General features: G+C 60.4%; 16 protein-coding genes. 5 read left to right on the top strand and 11 right to left on the bottom strand.

The window, feature by feature from the left end; genetic code table 11:
* Window positions 1-31: 31 nt before the first annotated feature.
* Complete coding sequence (gene ltrA, locus OXR60_RS13895; RefSeq protein WP_267396517.1) at window positions 32-1,309, top strand: group II intron reverse transcriptase/maturase; 1,278 nt, start codon at window positions 32-34, stop codon at window positions 1,307-1,309.
* A 212-nt stretch (window positions 1,310-1,521) separates the two neighbouring features.
* Here ltrA and OXR60_RS13890 read toward each other — a convergent pair whose 3' ends face one another.
* The 10 genes from OXR60_RS13890 to OXR60_RS13845 all read right to left on the bottom strand — a co-directional run bounded on the left by OXR60_RS13890 (window position 1,522) and on the right by OXR60_RS13845 (window position 8,731).
* A complete protein-coding gene (locus OXR60_RS13890) occupies window positions 1,522-2,208 on the bottom strand; it encodes a hypothetical protein (RefSeq protein ID WP_267396516.1) in 687 nt (228 codons plus the stop codon).
* Complete coding sequence (locus OXR60_RS13885; protein WP_267396515.1) at window positions 2,205-2,711, bottom strand: hypothetical protein; 507 nt, start codon at window positions 2,709-2,711, stop codon at window positions 2,205-2,207. The genes OXR60_RS13890 and OXR60_RS13885 overlap by 4 nt, the downstream gene beginning before the upstream one ends.
* A gap of 110 nt (window positions 2,712-2,821) precedes the next feature.
* Window positions 2,822-3,475, bottom strand: coding sequence for a hypothetical protein (locus OXR60_RS13880; protein WP_267396514.1), 654 nt, complete (start codon window positions 3,473-3,475; stop codon window positions 2,822-2,824).
* A 2-nt stretch (window positions 3,476-3,477) separates the two neighbouring features.
* Window positions 3,478-3,840 carry a DUF3768 domain-containing protein gene (locus tag OXR60_RS13875; protein WP_267396513.1) on the bottom strand — a complete coding sequence of 121 codons (363 nt, stop codon included), beginning with the start codon at window positions 3,838-3,840 and terminating at the stop codon, window positions 3,478-3,480.
* 46 nt (window positions 3,841-3,886) lie between these two features.
* Window positions 3,887-4,465, bottom strand: coding sequence for a site-specific integrase (locus OXR60_RS13870; RefSeq protein ID WP_267396512.1), 579 nt, complete (start codon window positions 4,463-4,465; stop codon window positions 3,887-3,889).
* A gap of 602 nt (window positions 4,466-5,067) precedes the next feature.
* Window positions 5,068-5,607, bottom strand: coding sequence for an N-acetyltransferase (locus OXR60_RS13865; protein ID WP_267396511.1), 540 nt, complete (start codon window positions 5,605-5,607; stop codon window positions 5,068-5,070).
* 160 nt (window positions 5,608-5,767) lie between these two features.
* Window positions 5,768-6,517: a glucose 1-dehydrogenase gene (locus OXR60_RS13860; protein WP_267396510.1), complete on the bottom strand. Its 750-nt coding sequence runs from the start codon at window positions 6,515-6,517 to the stop codon at window positions 5,768-5,770.
* Window positions 6,518-6,627: 110 nt separating this feature from the next.
* A complete protein-coding gene (locus OXR60_RS13855; RefSeq protein WP_267396509.1) occupies window positions 6,628-7,287 on the bottom strand; it encodes a glutathione S-transferase family protein in 660 nt (219 codons plus the stop codon).
* A gap of 17 nt (window positions 7,288-7,304) precedes the next feature.
* Window positions 7,305-7,973: a glutathione S-transferase family protein gene (locus tag OXR60_RS13850; protein ID WP_267396508.1), complete on the bottom strand. Its 669-nt coding sequence runs from the start codon at window positions 7,971-7,973 to the stop codon at window positions 7,305-7,307.
* An 80-nt stretch (window positions 7,974-8,053) separates the two neighbouring features.
* The gene (locus OXR60_RS13845) at window positions 8,054-8,731 is read right to left on the bottom strand and encodes a peroxiredoxin-like family protein (RefSeq protein WP_267396507.1); all 678 of its coding nucleotides are present in this window, start codon (window positions 8,729-8,731) and stop codon (window positions 8,054-8,056) included.
* Between the two features lie 103 nt (window positions 8,732-8,834).
* On the opposite strand from OXR60_RS13845, the gene OXR60_RS13840 reads away from it, so the two are divergent.
* Window positions 8,835-9,731, top strand: a complete 897-nt coding sequence (locus tag OXR60_RS13840) for a LysR family transcriptional regulator (protein WP_267396506.1) — start codon at window positions 8,835-8,837, stop codon at window positions 9,729-9,731.
* 120 nt (window positions 9,732-9,851) lie between these two features.
* On the opposite strand, the gene OXR60_RS13835 is transcribed toward OXR60_RS13840, so the two are convergent.
* Window positions 9,852-10,952, bottom strand: a complete 1,101-nt coding sequence (locus OXR60_RS13835; protein ID WP_267396504.1) for an alpha/beta hydrolase — start codon at window positions 10,950-10,952, stop codon at window positions 9,852-9,854.
* Window positions 10,953-11,081: 129 nt separating this feature from the next.
* On the opposite strand from OXR60_RS13835, the gene OXR60_RS13830 reads away from it, so the two are divergent.
* The 3 genes from OXR60_RS13830 to OXR60_RS20025 all read left to right on the top strand — a co-directional run bounded on the left by OXR60_RS13830 (window position 11,082) and on the right by OXR60_RS20025 (window position 14,736).
* Window positions 11,082-11,699 (top strand): TetR/AcrR family transcriptional regulator, encoded by a 618-nt coding sequence (locus OXR60_RS13830; protein ID WP_267396503.1) that lies wholly within the window; start codon window positions 11,082-11,084, stop codon window positions 11,697-11,699.
* A 211-nt stretch (window positions 11,700-11,910) separates the two neighbouring features.
* Window positions 11,911-13,677 carry a sensor domain-containing phosphodiesterase gene (locus OXR60_RS13825; RefSeq protein WP_267396502.1) on the top strand — a complete coding sequence of 589 codons (1,767 nt, stop codon included), beginning with the start codon at window positions 11,911-11,913 and terminating at the stop codon, window positions 13,675-13,677.
* 60 nt (window positions 13,678-13,737) lie between these two features.
* Entirely contained in the window at window positions 13,738-14,736 is a 999-nt protein-coding gene (locus tag OXR60_RS20025; protein ID WP_346732029.1) for a diguanylate cyclase, read from the top strand.
* Window positions 14,737-14,890: the final 154 nt, after the last annotated feature.

Genomic DNA, 14,890 nt, shown 5'->3' with positions numbered 1-14,890 from the left:
ATCAACCCCAAAGAGCGTCCAGAAACTGCAGATGGCGTTACACGCGAAAGCGAAGGCGGAACCCGGCTACCGGTTCTACGCACTGTACGACAAGATCAGCCGCGATGACATTCTGGCTCATGCCTATGCCAAGTGCCGCTCCAACAAGGGCGCACCGGGTGTGGATGGTCAGGACTTCGCGGATGTCGAGGCGTACGGTACCGAGCGGTGGCTGGCAGAACTGGCGCTTGCCATCAGAGAGGAGACGTACCGACCGGAACCGATCAGACGGGTCCATATACCGAAAGCCAACGGCAAACTCAGGCCGCTGGGCATCTCTACCGTGCGGGATCGGGTCTGCATGACAGCAGCGATGCTGGTGCTGGAGCCGATCTTCGAAGCCGACCTTCCACCAGAGATCTATGCCTATCGTGCTGGGCGCAATGCCCAGCAGGCCGTGACCGATGTGGAAGACCAGCTGTTTCATGGCCGTCCCGATGTCGTGGACGCCGACCTCGCCGACTACTTCGGCAGCATTCCTCATCCCGAACTGATGAAGTCCGTGGCGCGCCGGATCGTCGATCCGTGCGTGCTGCACCTGATCAGGCTGTGGCTGGACTGTGCTGTCGAGGAGACCGACGACAAGGGCCGGAAGACACGAACGACGGTGGCCAGGGATCAGCGACGCGGCATTCCGCAGGGTTCACCCATCTCACCATTGCTGGCGAACCTATACATGCGCCGGTTCGTGCTGGGATGGCGGAAGCTCGGCCTTGGGCAACGCCTCGGCGCTCGGCTCGTCACATATGCCGACGACCTCGTCATCCTGTGCCAGAAGGGCAACGCGGAAGCCGCGCTCGATCATATGCGCAGGTTGATGGGCAAGCTGAAGCTGACGGTAAACGAGGAAAAGACCCGCATCTGCAAGGTGCCGGACGAGACGTTCGACTTTCTGGGGTACACCTTCGGGCGGATGTACTCGGCGAAGACGGGGCGAGCCTATATGGGCCATCGGCCGTCGAAGAAGAGCATCAAACGGGCGGTGGACACTATCCACACGCTCACCGAGCGAAGGACGACATGGCAGGATGCCACACTGCTGGTGGCCAAGATCAACCGGGCGCTGCGCGGATGGGCCAACTACTTTTCGGTTGGCACCACGAGCAAGGCGTACCGCGCGCTCGACAGCTACACAGTAGTGCGGCTGCGTCGGTGGCTTCGGCGCAAGCATGGGAAAGCCGGCAAGAGGGCGGGAGCTTATCTGCCCCAGCACCTCTACGAGCAGTATGGGCTCGTCCGGCTTACCCAGCTTGGTCGGGGCGCGCCGTGAGCGAAGGCGTGATGCGTTGTCCGAGAGCCGGATGCAGGGAGATCCGCATGTCCGGTTCGATGAGCAGGGGGTGGAAACGGATCGTCTGGTAAGCCCCACAGGCGAGCCGCACGACACCGCGCCACCTCCTGACTCTACTCGTTTCACCTTTCTCTAAGTCTCGGATGGGCGGTCACGTGAGAAACACGTGACCGCCGCTTCACCCTGCCCAGCTAGCTTCGTGTGTTTGCGCGGTCGAAAATGTCAGCAGGGTGAGATACTATGACATCCTCATCTTCATCGGGTATGCTAGTATACCCAAGTGCTTCGGCGTCCCTTGGGAATGCTTGTTCTCCGGGATGGCAAGTCTGCGCGTACAGGGATTGAGAACTCTCCAGTATTCCGGGTACACCATCAATAAAGTCGAGCACGTCGACTTGCCATTTGCCTGCATCACTGATCATCACTGCAGGCAACGCAGTCGAGCAAAAGACGTAGACCTCGTGTGGTCGACTATTCCAGGTTATGCGGCCTTTCTCATCGGTGGAGCTGCCCCCCACCAGGTTCAGCTTGTTTAGCTGGCCACGACGGTCGGCTTGAACGACGCTGCGGCTTACCTGCTTGGACCAGCTGCATCCATCGGAGCTGCAGCTTCCGAGCTGAGGAGTGCTGGGCTCGCTGGGCGTGCTGATCGTCTCCCGATCAGCATTAGATCGGCCTGCGTCTATCGGAGCGTCGTCGCCCCTGCTGGCGACGACGGCATCGTTTCCCACGTTCATGTCGCTGACCTTCGTCTGCTCAAGCACCGGCTGCGTGGTCGTAGCCGACGGCCGAATAACCCAATACAATATGCCCGCGGTTACAAGGCACAGGGCGATGAATAGAAGGCCATAAAGCGTGTGCTTGCTGTTGCCGTTCATGCTGCAGTCTCCTGATTATGCCTTGCGTGTGCAATCGACGTCAGGGCAACCGCCATGGCGGCGGTGTTATCGGACACCTCGACATGACGATCGTGGATCGAGATAAGGATGGCAACACCACCGATGTTGAGGACCAGCAAGGTCAGCGCTGACAGCGCAATCATCACAATAGTTGCGGTCAGTTGCGTGCCAAAGAGGTCTGAGTGATCAACGGCCGCGAACACCATTAAGGCAACAGCAATGACAACTAGCGCACATAACGCCAGTAATATGTTTCTAAAAAGATCGACGATGAAGCGCATGATTTCCCCCTCTAGGGCAGCGCTCGCCTCAGGCTTGTCGCGCCACCCATATGTCCACTCAGGGCGGCGGCCGAAGCCGGATGTTGGAAACCTGATCAGCGAACAGGCGCATACGCCTTTACCGGCAAGCCGGCTGGACATGCGCGCATGCCACCCGGCCCCGATAAAATCGCGACCGAGTTGGCTGATTGGGGTTTCCACGCCCCACGCTGCGGCTTTCACGCAGCGCAACGAAAACGGTAGTTGGCTTGGTACGATGTCGCAAGGTCACATCGGCTCACCTGGCGGTTGCCAGTCCTACTGGTGACATTTTAGTGATTTTGTCCCCAGTCGGCTTGATCGTCCCCCGGCGCATTCGAACGTGGGTAGCCAACCCACAATCGCTCAAGCGCTATGACCCAATAGCTGTCGATGCGGTGGCGTTGGTTGCCCGGTGCCAGCCCGCAGTGCTTCTTATTCAGCCACTGCAAGCCCGCGCTATCGTGCAGCAGAAAGCGCGAACGGGTATGACCACGCACCACGGTGTAGTGGTCGTGGTGACCATCAAGCCATATCAGAACCACGGCACCGCGATTTAATGCGGCCTCGACGATGCTCCTTACCTGGCCAAAGTTGCCCTCGTGGACTCGCTGCGTGGGGCGGGACGATGTGATTGCAACCGGCGATCCTCGCGTTGCTTCACGACAGATACGCCGAACAATCGGCAGCCAAATCGCGGGCGGGATTCCTGAAGCGACCAACTCCTCTGGCGGCATGCACTCCATTGCGGTGGCTAGCCCAGCGCGAAAAAGGCGGTCGGCTTTTCTCTGGGACATGCGATTTCTGCCGAGCAGCAGCGAAACGGCGTTGATCGCTGAATAGATCGAGCAAAGGCCGTCAAGCTGTCCCTGTTGAAATGGTACCTGCGTCCGGCCCTGTCCGTCTATGCAACCTCTTGGGTTGGGTTGCGCTAGCCACTGAGCCATTCTCACCATTCCTCTGACAGCATGATCGTCAGCATGCGCACCGTGACTAGCGGGTCCGTGGGATCGGGAGAGGCAAACCGCAGATCGACGTCGTAATAGTCGATTTTCCAGAACAGCTTCGCTCCATTCCATGTCATGGTGCCTAAGTCGTGCTCGCCGTAAGGATCGTTGTTGGCGGTGAAGTCGGAATATTCGCGAACCAGCTGGAGAACGGCAGGTAAAGCGCCACTCCCCAGGGCAACTACCCCGACGGTAGCCATCATTTGCCCGCGCGACGGATTACGACGAAACGCGTCGTTCAATGCAGCGACGCGCCGGGTATGCTCTGAGGAGCGTAAGGCGTGCGTGTTCGACCCCGCAATCATGCAGACTTCCTTTGGCTTAGAGGATGATGGTAAAGGTGGTGCTGTGCTACAGCAGGCGAATGAGGCGCCGCTGTGCCTCGCGACTGCCTTCGATGTAGCGCTCTGTAGTGACGAGCTGCCGATGACCGGCTAGCTCCTGAATATCGCGCAACGAACCGCCAGTTTTGGCGAGGACGCGCGCGGAGCTTGTTATGAAGGTGCGGCGCCCCGAATGTGATGAGCAACCATCGAGGTGCAGCGTCGCGTAGAGTCGGGCAAACCAGTTGACTACGCTGTGAGGATTCATGTGGCAGCCACGCTCGGATCGTACAATTGGCCCGTCACGAGGGCGTCCTGTGGCGAGACGTAGGGTGTCGAGTGCAGCGGCCAGTTCGGAGTGAAGAGGGATCCGCCTAGCCCGGCCGTATTTTGCTATAGTTGAGGCTATAAAGACCTGGTCGGAAACTGTCCCGTTGGGTCTAAGCACCATCGACCACTGAAGCCCAGCGATCTCGCAAGCTCTAAGGCCGGCCTTGAAGCTCAGTAGTACAATAACACGGTCACGATCTGGATGCCGGTGCGTTGCTACCTTGCGCAGTATTAGCTGCAGGTCACTACGAGCCAGCACCCGAGCAGGGTGAGGCATGAACATCTCCAGCGCTAACATGAATGTGCAACTACGGTTGCGACACTATTAAACCATTTTATTGGACGAATGTCAATACGAGGTCTGTAACATACCTTAATGGCCCAAGTTACGAGAAGATCACAGAAGCGTATCTCTTCCTTAAGAAATGGCATTCATGGAAAGCATGAAACCACACTGCAGATCAGACGCATTTACCTCAAACTTCAAATCAAACGGTCCGGTTGGGAAACGAAGCGTCCGCTCTTGAAGCGCGATCGCGTTCAACGAATCCTTGTTCAGGTAACGCTGCAAAAGGCTCTAGCTATGACCCGGTGGGAAGCTCGCGCGCTGCCGCGCTGAAGGCGTTCATCTGCAACGCCAAGTCCTAATCCGGGTGGATACCCGTGCATAGCTGATGAGCTGGCAAGGCTCTTTCATAACTTTATCGCAGAATGCGAGCAGTGAGAAAGTGGTTTTGGGAACAATTTCTAGGAAAAGCGGGAATGACAGTTTGCCGCGAATGACCGGTAGCCCGGCAACCACCGGCCGTCTTCCCGACGCACCCTCCGTGGTGAGAAGGACGGCAGGTACGCGCAGCCTTTTTCGACAGTCCCGATCGTTCAGTGATCAAGCCACCCCGCTGCATATTTCACGACCCCGGCGACGCCATCAAGAGCGTGGGGCGTCAGCGGAAGGATCATGCAGTTATCGTCCGGCGCGTCGAACGGCAGCGTGATCGGATAATCGCTCAATGGCTCGTAACCGAATTGCCGGTAGTATGTGGGGATGCCGACCAGCAGGATGCTCTTGAAGCCGAGGCCGGACGCCCGCTGATGGGCAGCTCGTACCAACTGCTTGCCCACTCCGGACGCCTGATGCTCGGGCACAACCGACAATGGAGCAAGCGCCAGCGTTGGCACGGATGCGTGCGCGCCGACAATATGCGCCTTTGTCAGCAGAATATGGCCGACCACCTCGCTGCCCGTCTCGGCCAGAAGCGACACCGCGGGACTAAAGGCGTCAGTCCGGCGCAGCCGGTCGATCATAAGATGCTCGCTGTGATCGCTATATACAACATTGGCGTAGGCGCGGCGCACCACGTCCGAGATCGTGGGCTCGTCATCGGGCCGTTCGGCCCGGATCGTGATCGCTGCTTTCACCTGATGTCCCTACGTTCGCTGTCCAATGTTTGCGGGTCCAATCGTATCCGACGATCCGCCACTTTCGCCGTTCGCGATCAGCGCGCTGATGCGCCCCACTTCTCGATCCGAGGGAACCTCCGGGTTATCTCGGGGGAAAGGCAGTAGCATCGTGCCCAAATTACAGTTCGGCGTGGCCGCCGTCGACCTGCAGCTCCGAGCCCGTTGAGAAACTGCTCTCATCGGAGGCCAGGAACAACGCGCCGGCGGCAACCTCGTCGGGTCGGCCCAGTCGCTTCATCGGGACGACGCCGGCAGCATATTCACGGAAGGCCGTGGCTTCCTCCGGTGTCTTGGCGACTGTCTCGATGATCGGCGTATCGACCGGCCCCGGGCTGAGCGTGTTGACCCTGATGTCGCGCGGCATCAGTTCGACCGCAAAGGTCTTTACCAATGAGCGCACCGCCGCTTTGGAAGCATTGTAGACGCTCATGCCCGGGAGAGCTTTATTGCGAAGCGAGGACGACACCATGATGATCGAACCACCGTCGTTCAGGATCGGCAGCGCTTTCTGTACCGTAAAGAAGGCAGCGCGTGTGTTGAGGCCGAACGTGCGGTCGAAATGGGCCGCGTCGGCATCGGCGAGAGGTTTGATCTCCTGCATGCCCGCATTCGAGACGACAATATCCAGGGTGCGACCATCGGCAGCGATCCGGGTGTAAACAGCATCGAGGTCTGCCAGGTTCGTGATGTCGGCTTTGATCGCCGCGGCGCTTGGGCCGATCTCCGCAACGGTATCCGCCAGGTCCGCCTCGCGGCGTCCGACAATGTAAACGAACGCGCCCTCGGCCGCGAACCGCTTCGCGATGGCACGACCGATCCCACTGCTTCCGCCGGTGACGATCGCGACCTTGTTCTGCAACTTACCCATGATCGACCCTTTCAATGGTCCAGTGCTAACTGCACCTTTTGGTTGTTGAACGTGCAGCTTTCAGGGCGGTAGGGCCCAATCTGCGCACGCAGCCTGCTTCCCGATCAACCCTACCAGTGCGGTGGATAAGCAGCGTCATAGCCCCGCATTGTCTCGACCCGCGCCAGCCACGCGCCCAATGCCGGCAGACGTACGCTGAGGTCTTCGAGGCCGAGGGCCATCGCGATGGCTTCCGGCCGCACCGCGACCCGTCGCAGCATCTGGATGTTCGGAAGTGCGACGATGTCCGCTGCGGTGATGTCGTCACCCGCCAGATAAGGCGTGATCGACAGGGTCTGCTCCATCCAGCCAAGCGCATCATACACGCGAGCAGCCGAGACGCGCATCGCCTCGGGATCGTCCTTCGCATAGCCGCGCAAAAGCGGGCGGACGATCTCAACATCGAACAGATCGCGTGTGTAGTTCTCAAACTCGCTCACACGCTGCCAGATGCGCCCGTGCTCCTGCGCCGTTTCACCGAACAGCGGTACGTCGGGATGGGCACGATCCAGGAAGGCGATGATGGCCACGGACTCGTAGAGCGCCGCCCCGCCGGTCTTCAGCACCGGCACCTTGCCGCGCGGATTAAGCTCTAGGAATGCCGGCGAGCGGTTCTCTTGGCTGCCCGAGTCCATGCGGTGAGAAGCATACGGCACGCCTTTATATTCGAGCGCCAACTGCACCCGCCACGCATAGGGGCTGCCGCTCATCCAGAAGAGTTCGTGATCCATCGTCGACCGTCCCGCGCTCACAATTCTATCCCAGCGCCGGTCAGCGCGCCGTCGATCCGCTTGTCTACCTCCTGCTTCGTCTCCGCCCAGGCCGGCACGGTGTCGAGCATCCGCTGCTGCCACGCGACAAGGTGCGGGAACTCCGAAAATGGGAGCTTGGTGCGTGCCGACTGCGAAAAGGGTGCCGCGATGTCGATGTCGGCCAGCGTCAGATGGTCGCCGACGACGAAGCGCCGATCCGCCAGATGCGCGTCGAGCACTGCGCCACCCGCCCGAAGCTTGGCGAACGCCAGCTCGACGATGCTTTTATCTTCGGGCTGGCCCATGAAGCGCTTGCCGATCCGTTCATCGAACGTGAGCGTCGCGAATATGCGCCACTGCTCGCCCGACCAGAACATCCATTGCAGCACCTCGTACCGCTCCCGCGTCGAGGCTCCGAGCAGCTTGCCGCCCGCCTTCTCCGCGAGATAGAGATTGATCGCCGACGCCTCGTAGAGAACGACGTCGCCGTCCACCATCACCGGCGATAGCCCATGGGGGTTCAGCGCCAGGAAGTCGGGGGTATGGCTCTCGCCCTTGAAAAGGTCGATGTTCACGCGCTCGATGGCGACACCCATGATCGCTGCTGCGGATGTGACGCGGCGCAGGCTGCCCGAACCGGGGTCGCCATAAATCTTGATCGACATTGGAAAGTGGTCCTTTGTATGGGGTTTGCCGGCCAGCCTTGTGTGATCGCACGACGGAGCTGGGCTGTTCGGACTATGGATCAGGCTGGGGTGCCGGCGCGCAGGCGGTCGAGCACCGGCAACAGCTCGGACGGATCGGGACGCCGGGTGTAATCGGGATTGACCTCGGCATAGGCGATCACGCCATCCGTCCCGATCACGTAGCGCGCGGGCATCGGCAGCACCCAGGCCGGATCGTCGTTGATCTTCGGCAGGTCGTTGCCGAACTGCCGGTAGACCTGGATCAGGTCATCCGGCAGCGCGAAGCGCAGCCCGAATTCAGCGGCGAGGGCAGTGCCAGCATCGCTGAGGATCGGGAAACCGAGCTTGTTGTCGCGCTGCGACTTGCGGCTGTTCGCGGGCGTTTGGGGCGAGATCGCAACAAGGCTCGCGCCGCGTGCCTCGATCTCCGGCCGGACTTCCTCCAGCGCCTGGAGATCATAGTTGCAATAGGGGCACCAGACGCCGCGATAGAAGGTCGCGATCAGCGGCCCCTGCGCGAACAGCGCGTGCGAACTTATGCTGTTGCCGTCCGCATCCTGAAGCGTGAAATCGGGGGCCGTATCGCCGGCCTTCAGGGCGTGATCGGCCTGCTTGCTGTCGATCAGCGACTGGGTCGCCTGGCTCATCGTATCGAGCTGCTCGCGGGTCGGAACGAGCGGAAAGCGTCCGTTCTCGAAATCTTCGCGCATCGCGTCGAGCTTCTCCTGAAGTTTCATCGCCATTCTCCGTATCGCGGCGGAGCCGCCGTGAGCCGGAATTAGGGCATCCAGGAAAGCTGGAGTATCCACCCGATGCGAACAGCATATATCCGGATATCGAATGAGTGATCGCTGGCAGGAAATGGCGGTCTTTGTCCGCGTGGCGGAGAGTGGCAGCCTTACGCGTGCCGCGCGCGAGCTGAAGCTCTCGCAACCCTCGGTGTCGCGGATCGTCGGTACCTTGGAAGCGCGACTGGGCACGACGCTGCTGCTGCGCACCACCCGCAGCATCTCGCTGACGGAAGCCGGCACCCTCTATCTGGAGCGTGCGAGATACCTGCTCACAGAGATGGAGGAGGCCGAACAGGCAGCCCGGGGGGTGGACTCGCTGCACGGCGTGATCCGCCTTGCGATGCCGGTGCTTTATGGCACGCGCGCGGTGATCCCGGCGATGGCGACGTTCCTGGCCCGGCATCCGGATCTTCGGGTCGAGATGATCATGAGCGACGCACGTCAGAACCTAATCACGGACGGCGTCGATGTTGCCATTCGCCTGGGCGTCGGACCGCTGGATGACTCCACCTTCGGCGCGCGCAGACTGGCGCTGGTCGAGCGACTGGTGGTCGCGGCACCGGCCTATCTCTCGGCACATGGCGCGCCTGCCAATCCGGCCGAACTCGCCCGGCACGATTGTATTGTTCAGCATGGCCTGTTTGGTCGCGAGAGCTGGCGCTTCACGCACAACCAGTCTGTCACCTCCGTCGATGTCCCCGCGAAGCTCTGGATCAATTCAGCGCCGGGGGTACTGGCGGCTGCGGTAGCGGGGCTGGGCATCGCGCTGGCGACCCGCGTCATGGCAGGAGAGGAACTGCGCACTGGCCAACTTACGCAGCTGCTCGAACCTTACCGGCTCGATCCGGCGGAGGTCTATGCTGTCTTTCCGGCAGGCCCAAGGCCATCGGCGAAAGTCCGGGCGATCGTCGATCACCTCGAAGTGTCGCTCGACGTTCCTGGCTGATCAGCCCGCAAAGGCGGCTTCCCTACTTCCGAAAACACCATCCTAACTAGGAAAGCCGAAGCCTGTCAGTCCGGGTCATCCGCCGGCAAGAGCTGTACGGCGCATCGCCAGAGACGGGCTTCAATCGACGAAGAAGCCCTGCACCACCTTCAGCCAGAGGTCGGGCTTGTCGACGTTGACGACGTGGTCGGCGTCTACCTTCAGGTAGGTGCCGTGCTTGAGCAGCGACATGGCCCTGTCCGCCTGCTCCCGGGTCATGGCGCCGTTGAGGAGCCCGTGGTCGTTGATCGACCAGTTCGCCTGCATGAGAAGGATCGGGCATCGAATTTTCGCCAGCGCGGCGGCATGGTCGAACCCCCGGTTCCAGCTCCCGTCGTAGAAGGCCGCGCCGAAGCGGGGATCATACTGGCTGAGCCCACGGACAAGCATGAACATCGTGAGGTTGCGGTCTGCCAGCATCGGCAGCTCGACCGGCTGACCGGGATGGTTGCGCTGGTACATGCTTACCGCGCGGGTCAGGAAGAAAGCGACCCCAGGACCGGCGCGGTTGCGGAAGAACTCGCGGCTGTGGTCGATCCAGTAGGAGAGGAAGTCGGCGGGATGGTCTTTCGTCGTCGCACTGTAGCTGGTAGCGAATGATTTGTAGGCGATAGTCTGCTTGATGGCCGGATATTCGGACGCGAAGAGCGGCGGGTCCTCCAAGAGCGCCTTCCGGACCAGGCCGGGCCTGTTGGCCGCCAGCCAGGTCGCCAGCAGCCCACCCGACGAATTGCCGGTCAGGAACACCGGCTTGCCGATCACACGCCCGATGAAGTCGCCGAGATCGGCGCCGATGCGGTCAGCCGTCATTGGATAGCCTGCGGGCGTGCGCGTCTCGCCGTGTCCCGGATAGTCGATGTCGTAGACATGGTATTTGACGGCTAGTGCCGGCAGCACCCTGCTGTAGGAGTACCAGTCAAGGAACTGGGCGTGCAGCAGCACCAGCGGGGGGCCGTTGTCCGGTCCCTCCCAATAGCTCAGCCGGACGCCGTTCACCACGGCCACCCGGCGCGCGTAGCCGGCGGTCGCGATCTTGGCATGGTACGGGTCCTCGCCACCGCGTCCCTGCGCGAGGGCGTTGCTCGCACCGAACAAGAGAGTCAGCGCGCAGCCGATGACGCCGAGGCGGAATGGCGAGTTACGAAGGCGTTCGCGGAGGCGGAAAGAGCTCAGGCGGATCATCAGCGTCTCTATGCGATGGGGTGGCTGCGTCGGAACGAGGGGCGTTCGAACATCAGGAGCATCCATTGTATCGAAAGCCGCCGGGGCTCATACTCGCGATCCGGAACGCAGCCGCAAGCAAGGGCGACAGTGAAGCAAGGCGTTGATCCCGAAAGAAAGAAACCGCGACAGGATCGGTCCCGGCAGACCGTCGACACCATTCTGGAGGCTACCGCTCAGATTCTGGACGACGACGGGGGCAAAGGCCTGACCACCAATCTGCTCGCGCAGCACGCCGGCTACTCGATCGGCACACTCTACCAGTATTTCGACAACCGGGAGGCGATCGTCGTCGCGCTGATCGAGCGCCAGCGCGAGACGATGCGACGGGAGATTGACGCGCTGCTGGAAGCGCGAGCAGGCGAGCCATGGGAAAAGACGGTCCAAGCAATCGTCCGCCTGATGCACGATGCTTTCGCCCGGCATCGCCATGTCGATCCTCGTCTGATCCGCTCGCTTGTCGCCTTCGCGCTGGAACGCGGCTTGCCCGAGCCTACGGAGCATGTCGCCGACGCCATTATCGCTGTATGGCGTGGAGCTGGCGAAGCGCACATTCGGCGGCTGTCCGACGCCGGCCGGTTCGTCCTGACCACGGCCATCGTGGAGGTGCTGCGCGCCACAACCCTGCGATCTCTTTCTTTGCTGGGTACGATCGAGCTGGAGGAAGCGATCGTCCGGCTCGTCATGGGTTTTCTGAACGAAGCGTAGCTTCGGACCGACGTAGACGCGCGGCTTTCACCTTAGCCGTTCTTGAAAGCCCCCTCCCAATCGAGAAGCCTTGTCGGCCGATTTTCGCTTGTCTTGCACCGATGGCGGTCGACTCCACGAACAAACGCGCTGCGGCAAGGCTCACCAACCTGTGTGAAGTACGAATAGGTAAGGATCATCGGCTACTTGGTATCTGGGGAGCACTGAATTGATGGCCGCCGAATCGGAATTTGAACGTATTACTGCCTTGCGCCAGCTGGGCTTGATCGAATCGCAGACGAGCGAAAGCTTCGATCGCATCACGCGAATGGCCGGACAGATCTTTTCGTTGGAAGCGTCCGCGATCTCGCTCACCGACAGTGATCGGCAGTGGTTCATGTCCCGCTTGGGGGTGACCGATACCGAGATGCCGCGTCACGATGCGCCGTGTAATGAAGTGACGGAAAGCGGCGATCTGTTGCTGGTCCCGGACTTGCTCGCCAACCCGCGCTATGCCGAGAGTACGCTGGCCGGCACCGGAGCCCGCTTCTATGCCGGGGCGCCGTTGGTCACGCGTGAGGGATATTGTCTGGGGGCACTATGCGTGGTGGGCGAGACCCCGCGTAGCGCATCCGACAAGGAGATGTCGGCACTGCGCGATCTGGCGGCGATGGTCATGGCGCAGATCGAGCTTCAGCATGCCTACGGTCGGGTCGACCCGCTAAGCGGGTTACCGAACCGCAATCAGTTTATCGAGGATCTCGACGATCTGGCACGTGATCAACCGGGCGAGAGCCGGCGTGCGGTTATCATCGACCTCGCGCAGAACGGTGAGCTCGACAGCGTCGGTCGCGTGATGGGGCCTGCGCATTACGACGAGATCGTCAGGGGTGCAGTGCGAATGCTCGTGCGGGCGCTGCCGTCATCATGCCAGGCCTATCATGTGGCCGCCACGCAGCTGGCCTTTTTAGCCGACGAGGACGTGAGCGAAGCCATGCTGGAGCGCATCGCCGCCGACGTTTCATCGATCAGCGGCGATGAGACGATCGGCTTCACGACGACACCGGCGCTTGGTGTCGCTCCGATCGTATTGGGCAAGACAAGCCCGCAAGACGCGTTGCGCACCGGTTACAGCGCAGCACAGGATTCGCGGGCGAACGAACGCATCCTCAGCACCTACTCGCCAGCTAGCGATGCCTTGTATCGTCGACGTTTCGGCTTGCTGGCTGACTTTGGCGGAGCATTGCGTCGTGAGGGCGAGCTTCGTCTGGTCTATCAGCCACGGGTTTCGTTGCCCTCCGGTCACTGCTGCGGCGCAGAAGCACTGCTACGTTGGGATCATCCCGAACTGGGGGAGATTTCGCCAGGCGAATTCATCCCGCTGGTCGAGGAAACGGCGCTAATTCGCGAAGCGACATCGTGGGTGCTCGACCGAGCAATGCGCCAGCAGGCGATCTGGCGTAAGCAGGGCCTTCAAATTACGCTTTCGATTAACGTGTCGGCTGCCAACCTACGTGAGGACGATCTAGCCAGCCGTGTCCAGTTGCTGCTGCTCAAGCACCGGTTGCCGCCTGCCTGCATCGAACTGGAGCTGACCGAGAGTGCGATCATGGATCGTTCAGGCAAAGCCCGCGACCAGCTGATGGCGCTTAAAACAGCTGGAGTGCGGCTGGCGATCGACGATTTTGGTACCGGCTATAGCAGCCTGTCCTATCTCCACCAGGTACCGGCCCATGTCGTGAAGATCGATCAATCGTTCATTCGTGATCTAGAACACGACACGCACGGATATGCACTCGTACGAGCGATGGTCACGCTGTCCCACGATTTGGGGTTTCAGGTTGTTGCGGAGGGCGTGGAAACCCTGGAGACATTGCAGCCGCTGCTGGCGATCGGCTGTGACGAAGCCCAAGGATATTTCTTCTCCCGGCCAATTTCGGCCGAAATGTTCGCATCATGGGTCCAGGCACGGGGCCATCCGGCCAGCTGCGTTGCCTGATTGATACGAGCGGTGTGGAGATCCGCCTTATGCGGTGGTCGAGCAACCTGACGCCAAGCCATTGCTTGCGCTCTATACGTATCGGCGAAATCAAGCTGTTTTCAGAACTCCTTAGCATCGGTAGTATATATTCGGCGTAACGTCATAAGGTCCGCAGCCATTTCATTCTTTTCTCCCCTTGCAGTCGGCTCCGACCAGAAACTATTACGCCACTCGATTTTTGAGCAGGCGCTCGACGTGCTGCCTGACGGTGTATTGATGACCGACTCGCATCGAAAGATGGTCTACTGTAACAGTGCCTTCCTGAAGCACTGGGGGATCCCCGCGACCATGGTTGCTAATGGTGACGATATAGCCTTGCTCGATTATGTTCGCGAGCAGGTGGTAGACCCGACTGCATTTATCGGTGAAGTCGAGCGGATCAATCCAACGCTGGAGACATCGCAGGATGAAGTCCACCTGAAAGACGGACGCGTGCTGTCGCGTCGGAGCGTTCCGTTCGATGAAAACGGCACGTTCGCTGCTAGACTGTGGATTTTCAGTGACGTCACCGAAGCCCGCTATGCCCATATTGATGCACTGTGCGGCATTCCCAATCGGCGAGCATATTCGATGCGCTTCCCGGAGTTCGTAGAGGCTGCCGATGATGGGCTGGTTCGATCGGTGGGCCTGATCGATATCGATAATTTCAAAGCCTACAACGACTCCTACGGCCACGCCGCTGGCGACATTGTACTGCGTCAAATCGGCAACCTGCTACGTCGCCGCAGCGCGAAATTGGATGATATGGTCTTCCGCATTGGTGGCGAAGAGTTCTTGATGGCCTACAAGAGCCGCGATGCGCCCGGTGCAGTTTCATTTTTTGAGGCGCTGCGCGCGGACGTAGAGAACATGAGAGTTCCTCATGAAAAGAACACGCCGCATAACGTAGTGACGGCGTCGATCGGACTATCCGTCTTTCGCGGACCCAAGATACCGGCTGAGTTGTTCGACGATGTCGACGCGGCACTCTATCGCTCAAAGCATCGCGGACGGAATATGGTGACGGAGGCAGCTTGAAGGTAGCCTTCCTAAGCTACACATAAATTTTCGAAGTCTGCTGAGCTAAGACTAATCCGTTGCAACGATCGCCCGAGCCGATATATCTATAATTTGACTGACTTTTTAAAAGTCGCCCGCGTTCTCAGTGGCTGGCCGATCGTTTGCGAGGTGC

The organism is Sphingomonas sp. GC_Shp_5 (assembly GCF_026540855.1).
Taxonomy (GTDB): Bacteria; Pseudomonadota; Alphaproteobacteria; order Sphingomonadales; family Sphingomonadaceae; genus Sphingomonas.
The sequence above is the reverse complement of the archived record's forward strand: the minus strand, read 5'-3'. Positions and strand labels throughout refer to the sequence as shown.